12 protein-coding genes, 2 rRNA genes and 1 pseudogene (1 of these 15 only partly in view) are annotated in these 15610 nt (G+C 62.5%); 8 read left to right on the forward strand and 7 right to left on the reverse strand.

Annotated features, from left to right (window positions below; all coding sequences use genetic code 11):
- Positions 1–1049: ribosomal RNA gene (locus CKO40_RS00665) — 23S ribosomal RNA — on the forward strand (it extends 1834 nt beyond the left edge of the window).
- 106 nt (positions 1050–1155) lie between these two features.
- A 5S ribosomal RNA gene (rrf, locus tag CKO40_RS00670) occupies positions 1156–1271 on the forward strand.
- 74 nt (positions 1272–1345) lie between these two features.
- On the opposite strand, the pseudogene CKO40_RS00675 reads toward rrf, so the two are convergent.
- Both CKO40_RS00675 and CKO40_RS00680 read right to left on the reverse strand, forming a co-directional pair.
- Positions 1346–3392 (reverse strand): annotated as a pseudogene (locus CKO40_RS00675) (M3 family metallopeptidase).
- A gap of 152 nt (positions 3393–3544) precedes the next feature.
- The gene (locus CKO40_RS00680) at positions 3545–4120 is read right to left on the reverse strand and encodes a CNP1-like family protein (RefSeq protein WP_200343771.1); all 576 of its coding nucleotides are present in this window, start codon (positions 4118–4120) and stop codon (positions 3545–3547) included.
- A 138-nt stretch (positions 4121–4258) separates the two neighbouring features.
- Here CKO40_RS00680 and CKO40_RS00685 point away from each other — a divergent pair, with 138 nt between their 5' ends.
- From CKO40_RS00685 to CKO40_RS00700, 4 genes are all read left to right on the forward strand, one after another.
- A complete protein-coding gene (locus tag CKO40_RS00685) occupies positions 4259–4798 on the forward strand; it encodes a gamma carbonic anhydrase family protein (RefSeq protein ID WP_200343773.1) in 540 nt (179 codons plus the stop codon).
- A gap of 112 nt (positions 4799–4910) precedes the next feature.
- Positions 4911–5567 carry an SCO family protein gene (locus CKO40_RS00690; RefSeq protein WP_200343775.1) on the forward strand — a complete coding sequence of 219 codons (657 nt, stop codon included), beginning with the start codon at positions 4911–4913 and terminating at the stop codon, positions 5565–5567.
- A 99-nt stretch (positions 5568–5666) separates the two neighbouring features.
- Entirely contained in the window at positions 5667–6320 is a 654-nt protein-coding gene (locus CKO40_RS00695) for a c-type cytochrome (protein WP_200343777.1), read from the forward strand.
- A gap of 155 nt (positions 6321–6475) precedes the next feature.
- Positions 6476–7261 carry an endonuclease/exonuclease/phosphatase family protein gene (locus CKO40_RS00700; RefSeq protein ID WP_200343942.1) on the forward strand — a complete coding sequence of 262 codons (786 nt, stop codon included), beginning with the start codon at positions 6476–6478 and terminating at the stop codon, positions 7259–7261.
- An 89-nt stretch (positions 7262–7350) separates the two neighbouring features.
- On the opposite strand, the gene CKO40_RS00705 is transcribed toward CKO40_RS00700, so the two are convergent.
- A complete protein-coding gene (locus tag CKO40_RS00705) occupies positions 7351–7953 on the reverse strand; it encodes a hypothetical protein (protein WP_200343778.1) in 603 nt (200 codons plus the stop codon).
- Between the two features lie 320 nt (positions 7954–8273).
- Here CKO40_RS00705 and CKO40_RS00710 point away from each other — a divergent pair, with 320 nt between their 5' ends.
- Positions 8274–8783, forward strand: coding sequence for a class I SAM-dependent methyltransferase (locus tag CKO40_RS00710; RefSeq protein WP_420827348.1), 510 nt, complete (start codon positions 8274–8276; stop codon positions 8781–8783).
- A gap of 229 nt (positions 8784–9012) precedes the next feature.
- Here the strand turns inward: CKO40_RS00710 and CKO40_RS00715 are convergent, their stop codons facing one another.
- The 4 genes from CKO40_RS00715 to guaB all read right to left on the reverse strand — a co-directional run bounded on the left by CKO40_RS00715 (position 9013) and on the right by guaB (position 13989).
- The gene (locus tag CKO40_RS00715) at positions 9013–9651 is read right to left on the reverse strand and encodes a BMC domain-containing protein (RefSeq protein WP_200343780.1); all 639 of its coding nucleotides are present in this window, start codon (positions 9649–9651) and stop codon (positions 9013–9015) included.
- Between the two features lie 357 nt (positions 9652–10008).
- Positions 10009–10473 carry a tRNA adenosine(34) deaminase TadA gene (gene tadA, locus CKO40_RS00720; RefSeq protein ID WP_338074088.1) on the reverse strand — a complete coding sequence of 155 codons (465 nt, stop codon included), beginning with the start codon at positions 10471–10473 and terminating at the stop codon, positions 10009–10011.
- Positions 10474–10514: 41 nt separating this feature from the next.
- Positions 10515–12092 carry a glutamine-hydrolyzing GMP synthase gene (gene guaA, locus CKO40_RS00725; protein WP_200343781.1) on the reverse strand — a complete coding sequence of 526 codons (1578 nt, stop codon included), beginning with the start codon at positions 12090–12092 and terminating at the stop codon, positions 10515–10517.
- Between the two features lie 430 nt (positions 12093–12522).
- Positions 12523–13989 carry an IMP dehydrogenase gene (gene guaB / locus CKO40_RS00730; protein WP_200343782.1) on the reverse strand — a complete coding sequence of 489 codons (1467 nt, stop codon included), beginning with the start codon at positions 13987–13989 and terminating at the stop codon, positions 12523–12525.
- Positions 13990–14209: 220 nt separating this feature from the next.
- On the opposite strand from guaB, the gene xseA reads away from it, so the two are divergent.
- A complete protein-coding gene (gene xseA / locus CKO40_RS00735) occupies positions 14210–15604 on the forward strand; it encodes an exodeoxyribonuclease VII large subunit (protein WP_200343783.1) in 1395 nt (464 codons plus the stop codon).
- Positions 15605–15610 lie beyond the last annotated feature (6 nt).

The raw sequence follows: 15610 nt of genomic DNA on the forward strand, positions 1-15610 counted from the left end.
TGATGGGGTTATCTTCGGAGAAGCCCTTGATCGAAGCCCCGGTAAACGGCGGCCGTAACTATAACGGTCCTAAGGTAGCGAAATTCCTTGTCGGGTAAGTTCCGACCTGCACGAATGGCGTAACGATGGCGGCACTGTCTCCACCAGAGACTCAGTGAAATTGAAATCTCGGTCAAGATGCCGAGTACCCGCGGCTAGACGGAAAGACCCCGTGAACCTTTACTACAGCTTTGCACTGGACTTTGAACCTACTTGTGTAGGATAGGTGGGAGGCTTTGAAGCGGCGACGCCAGTTGCCGTGGAGCCATCCTTGAAATACCACCCTGGTATGTTTGAAGTTCTAACCTCGGCCCGTGATCCGGGTCAGGGACAGTGCATGGTGGGTAGTTTGACTGGGGCGGTCTCCTCCCAAAGCGTAACGGAGGAGCGCGAAGGTACCCTCAGCACGGTCGGAAATCGTGCAATGAGTGCAAAAGCAGAAGGGTGCTTGACTGCGAGACAGACACGTCGAGCAGGTGCGAAAGCAGGCTTTAGTGATCCGGTGGTCCTGTATGGAAGGGCCATCGCTCAACGGATAAAAGGTACTCCGGGGATAACAGGCTGATACCGCCCAAGAGTTCATATCGACGGCGGTGTTTGGCACCTCGATGTCGGCTCATCACATCCTGGGGCTGAAGTCGGTCCCAAGGGTATGGCTGTTCGCCATTTAAAGTGGTACGCGAGCTGGGTTTAGAACGTCGTGAGACAGTTCGGTCCCTATCTGCCGTGGGCGTTGGAGACTTGAGGGAAGCTGCTCCTAGTACGAGAGGACCGGAGTGGACGTACCTCTGGTGTTCCGGTTGTCACGCCAGTGGCACTGCCGGGTAGCTATGTACGGACGGGATAACCGCTGAAGGCATCTAAGCGGGAAGCCCCTCCCAAGATCAGGTCTCCCTGGACCCTTGAGGTCCCTGAAGGTCCGTCGAAGACCACGACGTTGATAGGCGGGATGTGGAAGTCGGGTAACCGATGAAGCTAACCCGTACTAATTGACCGTGTGGCTTGACCATATAACACCCAAACATTTTGGGCTGCTGCACACTCGCACGTCCGTGCGCGCCCGCGATCACACCGTTTACAGGCCATCGGCTCAAGTGCCGATGCGCCTCCGTTTTTCCTGGCGGCCACAGAGCACTGGAACCACCTGATCCCATGCCGAACTCAGAAGTGAAACGGTGCATCGCCGATGATAGTGTGGGGCCTCCCCATGCGAAAGTAGGTCACCGCCAGGGGTTATTCGCCTTCGGGCAACGAAGCCTACCCTCGATTGAGGGTGGGCTTTTTTATTGGGCGGTCCCTCAGCGTGCTATGCGGCTTTCGCATCCTCGATCCCGGCCTGCCGAAGCAACGCTTCGATCCGTGGCTCTCGACCGCGGAAGGCGATATAGAGGGACATTGGGTCTTCAGAGCCGCCTTTCTCAAGAATGTGCTCCCGGAATGCCCGACCGCTGGCCGGGTCGAGGACGCCGCGCTCCTCGAAGAGCGAAAAGGCGTCCGCAGATAGGAGCTCGGCCCATTTGTAGCTGTAGTAGCCGGCGGCGTACCCGCCCGCGAAGATGTGCGAAAAGCCGTTCGCAAACCGGTTGAATGCCGGCGGACGAATCGGCGAGATGTCACTTCGAATCTCTTCAAGTAGCTCGGCGACGCGCGCTCCTTGCTCCGGGGCGTATTCGAGGTGCAGCCGGAAGTCGAAGAGCGCGAACTCGAGCTGTCGCACCGTTTGCAGCGCTGTTTGGAAATGACGGGCGGATCGGAGTCGTTCGTAAAGCGACTGCGGAAGCGGCTCGCCTGTCTCCCAATGGAAGGCAAAGAGGTCGAGGGCTTCGCGCTCCCAACACCAGTTCTCGAGGAACTGGCTCGGAAGTTCGACTGCATCCCAGGCCACGCCGTTGATGCCGGCGACAGCGGGGTAATCGACCCGGGTCAGCATGTGATGGAGGCCGTGGCCGAATTCATGGAACAGGGTCTGAACCTCATCGTGCGTCAGGAGTGTCGGTAGGCCCTCGATTGGAGGCGTGAAGTTGCAGACCAAGTACGCCGTGGGGAGCTGTCGTCTCCGACGACTCGTGAGTCGGTTCGTGCAGACATCCATCCAAGCGCCGCCACGCTTTTTCTGTCGCGCGAAGGGGTCGAGATAGAACTGAGCCACCCGCTCGTCATTGTGATCTCGGACCTCGTAGAAGCGCACCGCTGGATGCCAGAGCTCGGGCTGCTCGGTCGCGCTGATCCGGACATCGAATAGACGATTAGCGATCGTGAACATCCCGTCCAAGACGCGATCGAGGCTGAAATAAGGCTTAAGCTCCTCCTCGCTGATCGCATAGCGTGTCTGCCGCAGTCGTTCGGACCAATAAATAGGGTATGTCCCAGGCCTCTAACCTTGCGGGCCCGCCATGTTCACTGGCAAAGCCTTGGACCTCTTCGAGCTCTCGCCGTGCCTGAGGCGCCGAGCGGCGGGCGAGATCGTTCAGAAAGGCCATGACGTCATCGGTGCTCCGCGCCATCTTGGGCTCGAGTGATACCTCAGCAAAGTTGCTGAAGCAGAGTAGTTGAGCCTGTTCATGGCGGAGCGCCAATATCGCTTCGATGATTTGGCTGTTATCCCACTGACCGGCGTTCGGTCCCTGATCCGATGCGCGCGTCGTATAGGCCTCGTAGATCTCCCGGCGAAGCGCCCTGTCCTCGGCGTACTTCATCACTGGGAGGTAGGAGGGGATGTCCAGGGTTAATACCCAACCATCAAGCTCCCGCTCTTCCGCCAAATGCTTGGCAAGTGCGATCGTCGACTCCGGAAGACCGGCGATGTGATCCGGGTCGGTGATGTGCTTGAACCAGGCGTTGGTGGCGTCGAGAAGGTTTTCCTCGAATTGGCTGGTCAGCCGGGATAGCTCGCTACTGATCTCTTTGAAACGCGCCTTCGCCTCTTTGGCTAGGTCAACACCGGCAAGATGCATGTCCCGCAGCGCGTTCGCCAGCATCTTTCGCTGCGCGGGATCGAGATCATCGGTCTCGGCAACACGCTGATAACCGCGATAGAGCTTCTCGTTGTGACCCACCTCGGTTGCATAGGCGCTCAGCTTCGGAAGACATGCGTTGTACGCGGCACGCAGCGCATCGGAGCTCATGACCGCGTTCAAGTGACTGATGGGTGACCAAGCGCGGGCGAGGCGGTCATCCTCTTCCTCGATCGGCTGAACGAAGCTGTCCCAGGTTGCGGAGTCGATATCCTGGGTCAGGGCCGCAATCAGGCGCCGCCCCTCGGCGATCAGGGTATCGATTGCCGGCTCGACATGCTCCGGCGTCATGCGGGTGAAGGCCGGGTGAACCCGGTCTTCGAGCAGTGGGTTTTCCATCGTTTCGGTCAAAAAGGCTGTCGCCAATTGGGCCTGATTCGGCTAGCAGATGCGTTCAGTTCCGAATCGGGTCACGGCGGAGGGGTTGGTAGCAAACCTGCGTGGCATACGCAGACGATGCGACTCGGCGGGTGCGCTTTCAAACAGCGCCGTCAGTTCGTCAAGAAGCCGCGGTTTTCGAGCTCTGGCACACGCCCGCTTCGGAGCAGCCGGACCTGCTCAGACTTCGGTCGCGGTTGAAACAGCCGTGGCACGCAAAGGTAATGGCGCCAGAGCTCATAGCGAGCGGGATCGGCACCAGATCGGTCGATCGGTTGCCAGTCGTCGTCGCCTTCGATCCACTCGAAGCGCCCGGCATGACCAAACGCGTAGGTTCGATGGGCGCCGTTCGGGGTGCACCGGATACCTTCGAAGCTAAGGTTGCGGCTGCCGTTGCTGGTTTCAGCGACGAGTACATAGCGCACAACCTGGTCCGAACCGACCTCGAGGCTCGCACGGTCGAGGTAGTAGGTGAAGCGGGGGGATGCCTGGTCCAGCGACAGCCTGATTAGGTCTTGATCCGCTGGCCAAGCTGGAAGCTCCTCCACCCGACCTTCAGTCCATTTCTTGCCAGGCTTGACGCTCTTTGGAACAACCTCTTCGGGGCCGAAGACGAAGGGCGATTGTGCCTGGCTGGCTCCCGCAACGGTGAGCAGAAAGAGACCGAGGGCGAACAGGAACGGCGGCATGGGCAGGTCGGATGCTGGGGTCGATTGGCGCGGACGATCCAGAGGATAGCAGAGACGCCGCGGAACCACAGGGCGGCGAAGGGGTCGTGATAGCATGCAAGTTGAAGCGACCGCCGATGAGGTTTCCAGGGCAGCACGATGACCAACGTACGGAGTTATCAAGGGCTTGAGCCGCGCATCGCCCCTGATGCGTGGATTGACGAGGCCGCGGTTGTGATCGGCGATGTCGAGATCGGCGAGCAGGCGTCGATCTGGCCAACGGCGGTACTCCGCGGCGACATTCATCGAATCCACGTTGGCGCCGGCAGCAATGTCCAGGACGGGAGCGTGCTGCATGTGTCCCATGACTCCCGCTTCCTGCCGGGCGGTGCGCCGACCATCGTTCACGAGCGCGTCACCATCGGCCATCACGCGACCCTGCACGGTTGCGAGGTACAGGATCACTGCCTGATCGGTATCGGTGCCACCGTACTTGACCGCGCCGTGCTAAGGCCTCGGCTCATGCTCGCGGCTGGCTCACTCGTCCCTCCCGGGAAGGTCCTGCAGAGCGGCTTCATGTATATCGGCTCGCCTGCCAAGCCGTCCAGAACGTTGACCGACTTAGAGCTCGAATACCTCGACTACGCGGCCCAGCATTACATCGAGCTGGCGATCAAGCATCGTGCAACAGCGATCTGAAGGCATGGATTCGACTGCCATCTCGCCACCTTCTTGCCGGCGATGCTGCGGTGGACCGCGGTCTCCGTCAGCTGGGTCGCCTTGTCCCGTTCGTCACCCCCCGCGTTGAACCATGTCGAAGCACCTGCTCTTGGGCGCGATTGCGCTATTGAGTGCAACATTGGTTTGGCTGACGCTGCTGTGGAGTCCGGCCGGCGATGCGCCGGGCCGGCATGCGCGGCTCGATCTCAACGCGCCCCCGGCTGGCGGGGATTTCCAGTTGGTTTCGGCGAACGGGCCGGTCCGCCTGGATGATCTGCGTGGGAAGGTGGTCTTGCTCTACTTCGGTTATACGACCTGCCCGGATATCTGTCCGACTAATCTCGCGATCATTGCGCTCGCGCTGCGCGCACTGACCCCTGACGAGCTCGAGCGCGTCCAGCCGATCTTCGTGAGCGTCGACCCGCAGCGGGACGCACCGGAACATCTCGCTGATTATGTTGCCTACTTTCATCCGAGCATCATTGGTGTCACCGGTGCCGAGCGCGAGGTGTCCGCCGTGGCGGCCAAGTATGGCGCTGCCTACCAACGAAGTGAGCAGCCAGGATCGGCGATGGGCTACCTGGTCGACCACTCGGCGTATACCTATCTCATCGACGCCAATGGGGCATTGGTGGATGTACTCGATCACGCAACACCCGCCGAAGAGATCGTCCAGGCGCTGCGCCGCCAGCTCGCGACGCCGCCAATGAGCACGAAGCAGGCAGGGCGTCAGGGCCCTGCGCATTGACCAAAATTGCTAATTTCTGATATACATATTCGGATTTGCATGGTCAAGGCTGGAGCCGGTGGCCCGCCATCCACGAACATCGACGCAACGGTAGTGAACATGAAGATATCGCTGATCGCCGGAACCCTTTCCTCTGCTATTTTGGTCTCGTTGGCCGCCGGGCCCGCCGTGGCGTCAAGCACACTCTCCACCGAGCTTGGCGGTAACCCGGAGAAAGGCAAGGAAAAGGCCGGGCAGATTTGTCAGGCCTGTCACGGCCTCGATGGTAACGGTACCCCCGGGCAACCGCTGTGGCCGAAGCTCGCCGGGCAACACCAGCGGTATATCTACAAGCAGCTGAAGAATTTCAAACAGAATGAGCGGTGGAATGCGCAGATGTCGCCGATGGCGATGCCGCTGACCGATGAGGAGATGCGTAACCTCGCTGCTTACTACTCTTCGCTTGAGCAATCCGAGGGGACAGCCGACGCCGAACTGGTCAAGAAGGGTGAAAAGCTGTATCGAGCAGGAAACCCCGAGACAGGCGTGCCGGCCTGCTCCGGCTGTCACGGTCCGGCAGGGCTCGGCAGCAACCTTGCGAAGTTTCCAAGGATTTCGGGTCAGTTCTCCGAATACACCGCCCAGACCTTGACGCATTTCCGGGCAACCGAACGGGCGAATGATCCGAACGGGATGATGCGTGGCGTCGCGGCCAATCTGACCGACGAGGAGATCGCGGCCGTCGCTGCCTACATCGAGGGGCTCTCCCAGTAAAGGCGTCGCGGCGCGATCGAGGCGCGCTCGCGGTTGCGGTCTCGCGGGAGCCCGCATCCGCGAAGGTTGCACCGATCCCCGCAGGCCCTGGCGCGAGCGCGTACGCTGCCCCGGTGCCCCGAGTGGCATAGCCTGTGGCCGCTTGCGCGCACGATGTGAATCGCCTCCGGCTGCTCACATACAATATCCAGGCTGGGATCGAATCCCGCCGCTATCGTGACTATGTCGCGAATAGCTGGAAGCACTTGGTGCCTCACGCTGGGCGGCAACGGAATCTCGCCAGCATCGGCACTCTGCTCCAGGGGTTCGATATCGTCGGCCTGCAAGAGGTCGATGCGGGTAGCCTGCGCAGCGGTTACATCGACCAGTCCCAATATCTGGCTCACCAAGCCGGGTACCCCTATTGGTTGTCACAGGTCAACCGCGAGATCGGTCTTCTCGCCCGACATAGTAACGGCTTGCTCAGTCGCATCCGCCCTGCGGCCGTCACCGAGCACAAACTGCCTGGCTTGCCCGGTCGCGGGGCAATGCTGGTGGAATTCGAAACCACGGCACACGAACCCTTCGTGGTCTGCGTGCTTCACTTGGCGCTCGGCCGCCGCGCCCAGCGGCGGCAACTGGATTATCTCGTTGACGTCGCTCGTCACTACAGACTGATCGTACTGATGGGGGACTTCAACTGCGGCTGCAACTCACGCATGTTTCGGATGGCCGTTTCGGCCGCTGGGTTGCGCGGACTCGACTGTGAGCTCAAGACGTTTCCGAGTTGGCGTCCTGCCCGAAACCTCGATCACATCCTCGTTTCGAGCCCGCTGAAGATCGACAGTGCGCGTGTGCTCGACTACGCGCTATCGGACCATTTGCCGATCAGCATGGAGGTCGCGCTGCCGGACGGGATAGCCTTGACCAGGTCCCATTCTAAGCTCAAGGTCTCGGTTTAGACGCCCCAACAAAGCCATTGCTTGACTCGCAAAGCAGCTAATTACGATGGCCCGACGGGCCGCTCTCTGAGCCCTTCGAACGGATGCCTTCACTCCTGCACATAGAATTGATGCCAACGCCCAATCCCGATGGCTTCGAGCACGACGAAGAGCTTGGGCAGCGGTTGGCCTTCTCCCGGAAAGACCGGTTCGAGTGCGACAAAAAGCGATCCATAGCCAGCATGGCGCCCCCAATTCCACGCCCAGCCAGGCTCGAGGGCACTGCAGGCCTCGCATCTTAGGGAATCCTCGGAGTTTGCAGGCTGCCCAACACTCGTGCTGTCGCAGAGCTGTTGCCGCCAGTTCGCGAGTGCCTTGCCGCAGACAGGGCAGCGCGGTGCGCGCGCATTCCGACCGCTGCGTCGTTGAGGGATAGCGAACGGACCTTCAAGCTGGATCTCTAATGCCGGAGGCAGGTTGCTCTCCGGTCCAAGCTGCACCGCGCAACCCGTGAATGCGATGAGCTCGAATAGGCCTGCGCCGGCCTGATAGCGGTTGGCTGCGCCGGCCCGGGCTTCGCCGAGCAGTCCGGCGGCTCGAAGTTCGTGCGCGAGTCGCTGCAGGGGCGCGCGAGCCGTGGGTGCGCTCGGCGTCAGGAACATCCGGCCGCTATGCAGGCGCGCAGTCGCATGATCGAAGGCTTGGGTGGCCATGTTGTTTCGGGGCTGTCTTCGGGCTGTCCTCGGTCTATCTTCGCGCTTCCTCGGAGGGTCTGCGGAAACGCACACTCGGTTCAGTTTGCCTCAAAAATGGTTCTGAAGAGACCCGTTCACCTATGAGCTCTATCGTACACATCAGCCTTGCCATTGCCATCGCGCTGTCGACGACCCTTGTCCGCGCCGGCGACACGGGGCCGGAAACAGGACGCGTTGTCGGTCCCGAGATCAATGCCTACTACCATGACGCCGATCCGGCGCGTTGGCTGGAGGTCTTCGAGAGGCCGGGTCGCGAACTGTTCGATCGCCGTCAGGAGATCGTTGACGCGCTCGCGCTGCGTCCTGGCGCCGATGTCGCTGACGTCGGTGCGGGGACCGGTCTCTTTACGATGCTCTTCGCCTCTCGAGTGGGTCCTGAAGGACGCGTCTACGCGGTCGATATCTCGCGGCCATTCGTCGAAGCGATTCGCGAGCGGGCGCGCGCCGCCGGACTGGAGAATGTGATCGGTATCGTCAACACTCAGCAAAGCGTCGAATTGCCTGCTGCAAGCGTCGATCTGGTATTCATCGCGGATACCTACCATCATTTCGAATATCCGCACGCGATGCTGGCATCGATCCATCGTGCCCTGAGGCCTGACGGCACGCTTGCTGTGATCGACTTCCGTCGTCTTCCCGGTTTCAGCAGCGCCTGGGTCATGGGCCATGTGCGTGCTGGTCGCGCGCAGGTGATCAAGGAGGTTCGCGCCGCCGGATTCGAGCTGGTGGAGGAACCTGTGCAGCTCGACGGTAACTACTTCCTAAGCTTTCGCAAGCGGGCTGGGTAACCTGAGGTCGGGGGCAACGCAGTCTTGCCGCTTGGGGTCGCCATCAGAATCAAGAACACACTCTGGTCGGACTTCGTAGAATCCCTACCACAATGTCCACTAGACTCGCGCAAGCTCCTGATTGATTTTGCCGCAGGAGCGATTCTGCTACGGCTTCTCAGTGCGCTCTGTCCCAGCAATGGGGACTCCGTGCTTGATCAAGGACCCAACGGCTCGGATGTGATGCTGTTCAGTGTGCACTCGAGCTCGGTCGCTCGCTACCGGATAGCGCGCGTACCGCGCTGACCGCTGCCTGACCAGCGGTGTCGATATCCGACTCCCGTCCGGAGAGGGTTAGGCGGCCGAACGCACCGACGGCGCGCACGTCGATCAGGGTGATGTTGGCGGCCTTCTCTGCCTCATTGGCGGCGTAGACGATGTAGCCGGCCGGCTCGGTCTCGAGAATGAACATGCTCTGGCCGGGAAGGATCATTGACCCGCGGCGATTCTGTCGGTTGATCAGCACCGTATGATCAGGAGTCATCGCTCGGATCACCTCGTTCCAGGCGATGCGACACTTTTGCCGATCGTCCTCGCGTGCGCGCAGGGTCCGCAACACGGCATGCCCGGCCTCGATGACGTCGCTCTGATCACGCTGATGGATCACCATCGACCCAAAGGCGCGCTCGACCACCTGCTGACCAAGGTGAACCCGGGTCGCCTTCAATGCGACATCGGTCAAACGGTGTACCGCCATGCCCGGGGACACCTCGATCCACATGCAGGCATCGCCCGGCACCGGGAGGAATCCCTGAGAGACGGTCCCGAGGTATTCGGCGAGCTGCGGTTGCAGGGAATCGATGTAGATATAGGTTCGAAGCTTGATCATCGGAGCACAAGCATCTCCAGTCGTCGGGGCTCGAAGCGGCGACGCGATGGGTTTAGGCGATTTCTGTCAAAGCTCATACCGCCTTGCTGGTCTTTTCGCTCGCCTTCTTCGTCGCGCCGCCGGTCACATAGCCCGGCTATGCTCCCGGCGACGCTCCTCGAAGGCAAACGAAAATCCTGCGCAATTCGGTACGAGCTTTTCCGGCAATCGCCTTAGGGCGGTGGTTGACCTGCTGGTCCGGGGCGTCAAACGACGGGCCGGTGTCGGCTCCCGCGCGGGCATAACCTTAAATGATACCGCAAAATGGCCTCGGCTGGTCCCTGCTGAAGTGCCCCGCTACCGAGCTGGCTGGGCAGGCTAACGCCGGGCGCGGAAGAATGCCTTGAGCTGAGCGCTGCAGCGCTCTGCGGCCACGCCGCCGGTACAAGCGGTATGGTGGTTGAAGCGGGAATCGGTTGGCAGCAGATTGAATACTGACCCGCAGGCACCGGCCTTCGGGTCCGTTGCGCCGAAGATCACCCGTCGCAACCGAGCATGGACGATTGCGCCGGCACACATCGGGCAGGGCTCGAGTGTCACGTATAGATCGCAGCCCGGCAAACGATAATTGCCGATGCGCTGCCCGGCCTCGCGCAGGGCCTGGACCTCGGCATGCGCTGTCGGGTCATGGGTCGCGATCGGACAGTTCCAGCCTTGACCGAGGATCGCGCCGTCGCGCACTACCAATGCGCCGACCGGCACCTCATCGTGCTGCGCTGCGCATTCGGCCAGCGCGATCGCTTGCTCCATAAAGAATGCGTCGCGGAGCGGGTCGGCTGCCACCGATCGGTCGCCAGCAGGGTCTGCGACCGCCGCCTCTAACGTCACTCCCACTCGATCGTCCCGGGCGGCTTGCCGGTGATGTCGTAAACGACCCGCGAGACCCTGGGCACCTCGTTGACGATGCGGCGGCTGACCTGGTCCAGGAACGGGTAGGGCAGATGCGCCGCCCAGCGTGCGGTCATGAAGTCGATGGTCTCGACGGCTCGCAGCGCGATCACGTGCTCGTAGCAACGGTTATCGCCGACGACGCCGACCGAGCGGACGGGCAGAAAGACCGCGAACGCCTGTGAGACCTGATCGTAGAGCTCGGCCGTGCGCAGCTCTTCGATGAAGATGTGATCGGCACGTCGCAAGGTGTCGGCGTACTCCTTGCGCACCTCGCCGAGGATACGCACGCCCAGGCCCGGGCCCGGGAACGGGTGCCGGTAGACCATCTCGGCCGGCAGTCCGAGCTCGATGCCGATCTTGCGGACCTCGTCCTTGAACAGTTCGCGCAAAGGCTCGACCAGGCCGAGGCGCATCCGCTCCGGCAGGCCGCCGACGTTGTGATGCGACTTGATCACCTTGGCCTGACCGGTCTTGGCGCCGGCCGATTCGATCACGTCGGGATAGATCGTCCCTTGGGCCAGCCATTTGACGCCTGGGAGCATCGCGGCCTCGGCCTCGAACACCTCGATGAAGGTGTTACCGATGCGCTTGCGCTTCTCTTCCGGGTCCTCGATGCCTGCCAATCGGTCCAGGAATTGGGTCTCGGCATCGACCCGTTTGACCCGCACGCCCATGTGGCGAGCGAAGGTCGCCATCACCTGATCGCCCTCGCCCTGGCGCAGCAAGCCGTTGTCGACGAAGATGCAGGTCAGTCGATCGCCGATGGCTCGGTGCAGCAATGCCGCGACCACCGAGGAGTCGACGCCGCCGGAGAGCCCGAGCAGCACCTCGTCATCGCCCGTTTGCTCGCGAACCGCGTGCACCGCCTCCTCGATGATGTTCGACGGGGTCCAGAGTCGACCGCAGCCGCAGATCTCATGACAAAAGCGCTCGATGATGCGCTGGCCCTGGCGGGTGTGGGTGACCTCGGGGTGGAACTGAACCCCATAGAAGCCGCGCGCTTCGTCGGCGATGCCAGCGAGCGGCGCATTGTCGGTTTCGGCGATCACCGAGAAGCCGGGCGGCAGGGCCTCGACCCGGTCACCATGGCTCATCCAGACATCGAGCAGCCCATAGCCCTCGGGGCTGGCATGATCCTCGATATCGCGCAGCAACCGCGAGTGGCCGCGTGCGCGCACCTGGGCATAGCCATACTCGCGCTGCTGCGAGGCCGCAACCTCTCCACCGAGCTGTGCAGCCATCGTCTGCATCCCGTAGCAGATGCCGAGCACTGGTGCGCCCAGCTCGAAGATCGCTGACGAGACACGGGCCGTTGCCTGGGCATGGGCCGACTGCGGGCCGCCTGAGAGGATGACGCCCGAGGGCGCGAACGCGCGCACGGTCTCGTCGTCGAGATCCCAGGGATGCAGCTCGCAGTAGACGCCGGCCTCGCGCACGCGGCGTGCGATCAACTGACTGTACTGCGACCCGAAGTCAAGGATCAGGATGCGGTCGGCATGGATATTCGCCATCTGGTGCTCGAACGGCAGACCCGGGTAGAAACGAGGTTCTGGACTGCTCCAGGCGACGCGGGCCGGGACGCCGCGCCGGTTCCTTGAAAAGCCCGATCAGGCTGATCCGAAGCGATCCGATCAACACAGCCGCTTGACTCGCGTAAGCTTCTGATCCAACTGGCTCCAGAGACCGTTTTATTACCGTGAATCACGCGAAATCGATCGTTCGGGGTGGCGCCGGGCCATGAACGTTTGGGCTCCTAAGGGGCCTTCTCAAAATGCCTGGCTAGCCTGCACAAGCTGCTGATTTGCTAGGCCGTAGGGGCATTCTGTTAGGGCTTCTAAGGATTTGTCCATCATGTACTGCCCCGAGCTGACGCGACCGGTCGCGCCGAGATCACGGCGCGATTTCTGGAGGGTCGGACAGCCGCTGAAAGGTGCTTCATCCTCAGTTGTCGATCCGATAGTTCGGCGCTTCCTTGGTGATCTGCACGTCATGGACATGCGATTCGCGCATGCCGGCGGCACTGACGCGCACGAACTGCGGCTTGGTGCGCATCTCGTCGATCGTCCGGCAGCCGGTATACCCCATGCTAGAGGCCAGCCCGCCGACGAGCTGGGTGGTGACATTGAGCACGCTCCCCTTGTACGGCACCCGGCCTTCGATCCCTTCGGGCACCAGCTTCTCTTTGTCGGTCTGTTCCTGGAAGTAGCGGTCGCTGGAGCCGTCCTTCTGCCCCATCGCTCCCAGCGAGCCCATCCCGCGGTAGGACTTGTAGGAGCGGCCCTGATAGATCTCGACCTCGCCCGGCGCCTCGTCGGTGCCAGCGAACAGGCCGCCGACCATGACGCTGTGCGCGCCGGCGGCGATCACCTTGGCGACATCACCGGAGAAACGCAGTCCGCCATCGGCGATCAGCGGCACCCCGGTGCCTTCAAGCGCCTCGGTTACGTTGCTGACCGCGGTGATCTGCGGTACGCCGACGCCAGCGACGATCCGAGTCGTGCAGATCGAGCCAGGCCCGATCCCGACCTTGACCGCATCGGCGCCGGCTTCGACCAGGGCCACCGCCGCATCGGCGGTCGCGATGTTCCCACCGATCACCTGGACCTCGGGGAAATGGTGCTTGATCCAGCGCACGCGGTCCAATACACCCTGCGAGTGACCGTGCGCGGTGTCGACGACCAGCACGTCGACCCCGGCCTCGACCAGCGCCGTGACGCGCTCATCGGTGCCCTGGCCGACCGCGACCGCCGCCCCGACTCGCAGCCGCTCATGGCCGTCGCGCGACGCCTTCGGGAAATCGGTCGCCTTTTGGATGTCCTTGACCGTGATCAGACCGCGTAGCTCGAAGTCATCATTCACGACGAGGAGCTTCTCGATCCGGTGCTGGTGCAGAAGGTTTACCACCTCATCGCGGCTCGCCCCCTCCTTGACCGTGACCAACCGCTCTCGCGGCGTCATGATCGCCGAAACCGGCGCATCCATCCGGCGTTCGAAGCGCAGATCGCGACCGGTGACGATGCCGGCAAGCTGACCGCCCTCGGTCACCGGAACGCCAGAGATGTTGTGCGCCCGTGTCAGCGCCAGTACCTCCCCAATGCTGATCTCGGGCGTGACCGTGATCGGGTCGCGTATGATGCCGCTCTCATACTTCTTGACTGCCAGCACTTCGCGCGCCTGACGCTCGGCTGACATGTTCTTGTGGACGATACCGATGCCACCTTCAAGCGCCATTGCAATCGCGAGCCGTGCTTCCGTCACGGTGTCCATGGCCGCCGAGACCAGCGGGATCTTGAGCTCGATCTCACGGGTCAGACGGGTGCTGAGGTCGACCGCATTCGGGGCGACCGCGGAGTGCGCTGGGACGAGCAGCACGTCGTCGAAGGTGAGGGCTTCCTCGAGCAGGCGCATGACGGAACCTCGCAGCTTGGGACAATGCCGGGGTGGGGCCGCCGGCTGGAATCTGGGGTGGTTAGATTCCAAAAAGTTAACTTCACATCATAAAAAATCAACGCGGACGAGGCAATCCCGACGTGCGGGCAGCGCAGGGACCACCCTACTCGGGTGGGCGCAGGTCGCGCTGGCCCTAGCGCTCTCTCCGCCGAGGCCTGCTCTTCGGTGGCCTGCCTGAATGGCGGTGCCCGCCTCACCACCAGTGATCGATTTCTCGCGCGATCTCTACAGCGTCTCGCGGTTGAATGCCGAGGTGCGCGCGGTTCTCGATGGCAGCTTCCCGCTGCTCTGGGTCCAAGGGGAGCTGTCGAACCTTTCGCAGCCTGCGTCTGGGCATCTGTATTTCAGCCTCAAGGATGGTGCGTCGCAGGTACGCTGCGCGCTGTTTCGCAGCAAGCGGCGGCTGCTTACCCTGAAGCCGAGCAACGGCCAGCAAGTGCTGGTGCGCGCCCGCGTTGGGCTCTACGAGCCGCGCGGTGACTATCAGCTCATCGTTGAGCAGATGGAGGCGGCTGGTGATGGTCTGCTGCGCCGGCAACTGGAGCAGCTCAAGCAACGTCTCGCTGACGAGGGGCTGTTCGCTGAGTCGCGAAAACAGAGCCTGCCGCTCTATCCACGCCAGGTCGGCTTGATCACCTCCGCGAGTGGGGCAGCGTTGCAGGATCTGCTGACGGTGCTGGCGCGGCGGTTTCCGTTGCTGCCGGTGCTGATCTATCCCGCTGGTGTTCAGGGGGCTCAGGCGGCAGCGGGACTGATTGCAGCAGTCGAGCTTGCCAATCGGCGTCGGGACTGCGATGTGCTGATCATCGCGCGCGGCGGTGGCTCGCTGGAAGACCTGATGCCTTTCAACGACGAGGGTCTGGCTCGGGCGATCGCGGCTTCGCAACTCCCCATCGTGACCGGGATCGGTCATGAGGTCGATCTCAGCATCGCGGACCTGGTCGCCGATCAGCGCGGTGCGACGCCCTCTGCAGCAGCGGCCCTGGTTGCGCCCGATGCGGCCGATGCGCGGCATCGGCTCGGTCTGCTCGAGATACGTCTTGCGCGCACGCTGCGCCATCGGCTTTCGGCCGCATCGCAGCGGTTCCTGGCGCTGCGCCGCCATCTCCAGCTGCTCCACCCGCGTGCTCGGCTCGAGCAGTGGATTCAGCGCGTCGATGAGCTAACGCGCCGCCTTGAACAGGCGGTCGGCCGAAGGCTGGCCGCGGCATCGCAGCAGCTCGAGCGCTCGCAGCAGCGTTTGCGCACCGCCTCGCCACTCGGCCGGCTGCGTGAGCAGGTCGGACGGGTTGCATGGGCAAGGGAGCGCCTGGCCGCGGCCGTGACAGGCTCCGTCATGCAGCGCCGACACCGCGTTGCGGCACTCGCCGCCGGTTTGCAGGCCCGGAGCCCGTTATCGACCCTGGCGCGCGGGTATGCGCTTGTGACGGATGCCCAGAGCGGGGAGCTCGTGCGGAGCCAGGAGCAGGTTCCCGTTGGGACAAGGATTGCGGTGCGCGTCCAGCAGGGCTCGTTTGCAGCAGTCGTTACTGACCAGAAGGATGCGCAGGGTGAGTCGGAAGGCGGGGTCTGAGCGGCC

It is taken from the genome of Halochromatium glycolicum (assembly GCF_016584085.1).
Lineage (GTDB): Bacteria > Pseudomonadota > Gammaproteobacteria > Chromatiales > Chromatiaceae > Lamprobacter > Lamprobacter glycolicus.

Bases quoted from the DNA above. Each gene is read 5' to 3' on its own strand.
- CKO40_RS00680 (WP_200343771.1), bottom strand. From the start codon at position 4,120: ATGCCGCCGTTCCTGTTCGCCCTCGGTCTCTTTCTGCTCACCGTTGCG.
- CKO40_RS00685 (WP_200343773.1), top strand. From the start codon at position 4,259: ATGACCAACGTACGGAGTTATCAAGGGCTTGAGCCGCGCATCGCCCCT.
- CKO40_RS00690 (WP_200343775.1), top strand. From the start codon at position 4,911: ATGTCGAAGCACCTGCTCTTGGGCGCGATTGCGCTATTGAGTGCAACA.
- CKO40_RS00695 (WP_200343777.1), top strand. From the start codon at position 5,667: ATGAAGATATCGCTGATCGCCGGAACCCTTTCCTCTGCTATTTTGGTC.
- CKO40_RS00705 (WP_200343778.1), bottom strand. From the start codon at position 7,953: ATGGCCACCCAAGCCTTCGATCATGCGACTGCGCGCCTGCATAGCGGC.
- CKO40_RS00715 (WP_200343780.1), bottom strand. From the start codon at position 9,651: ATGATCAAGCTTCGAACCTATATCTACATCGATTCCCTGCAACCGCAG.
- guaA (WP_200343781.1), bottom strand. From the start codon at position 12,092: ATGGCGAATATCCATGCCGACCGCATCCTGATCCTTGACTTCGGGTCG.
- guaB (WP_200343782.1), bottom strand. From the start codon at position 13,989: ATGCGCCTGCTCGAGGAAGCCCTCACCTTCGACGACGTGCTGCTCGTC.
- xseA (WP_200343783.1), top strand. From the start codon at position 14,210: ATGGCGGTGCCCGCCTCACCACCAGTGATCGATTTCTCGCGCGATCTC.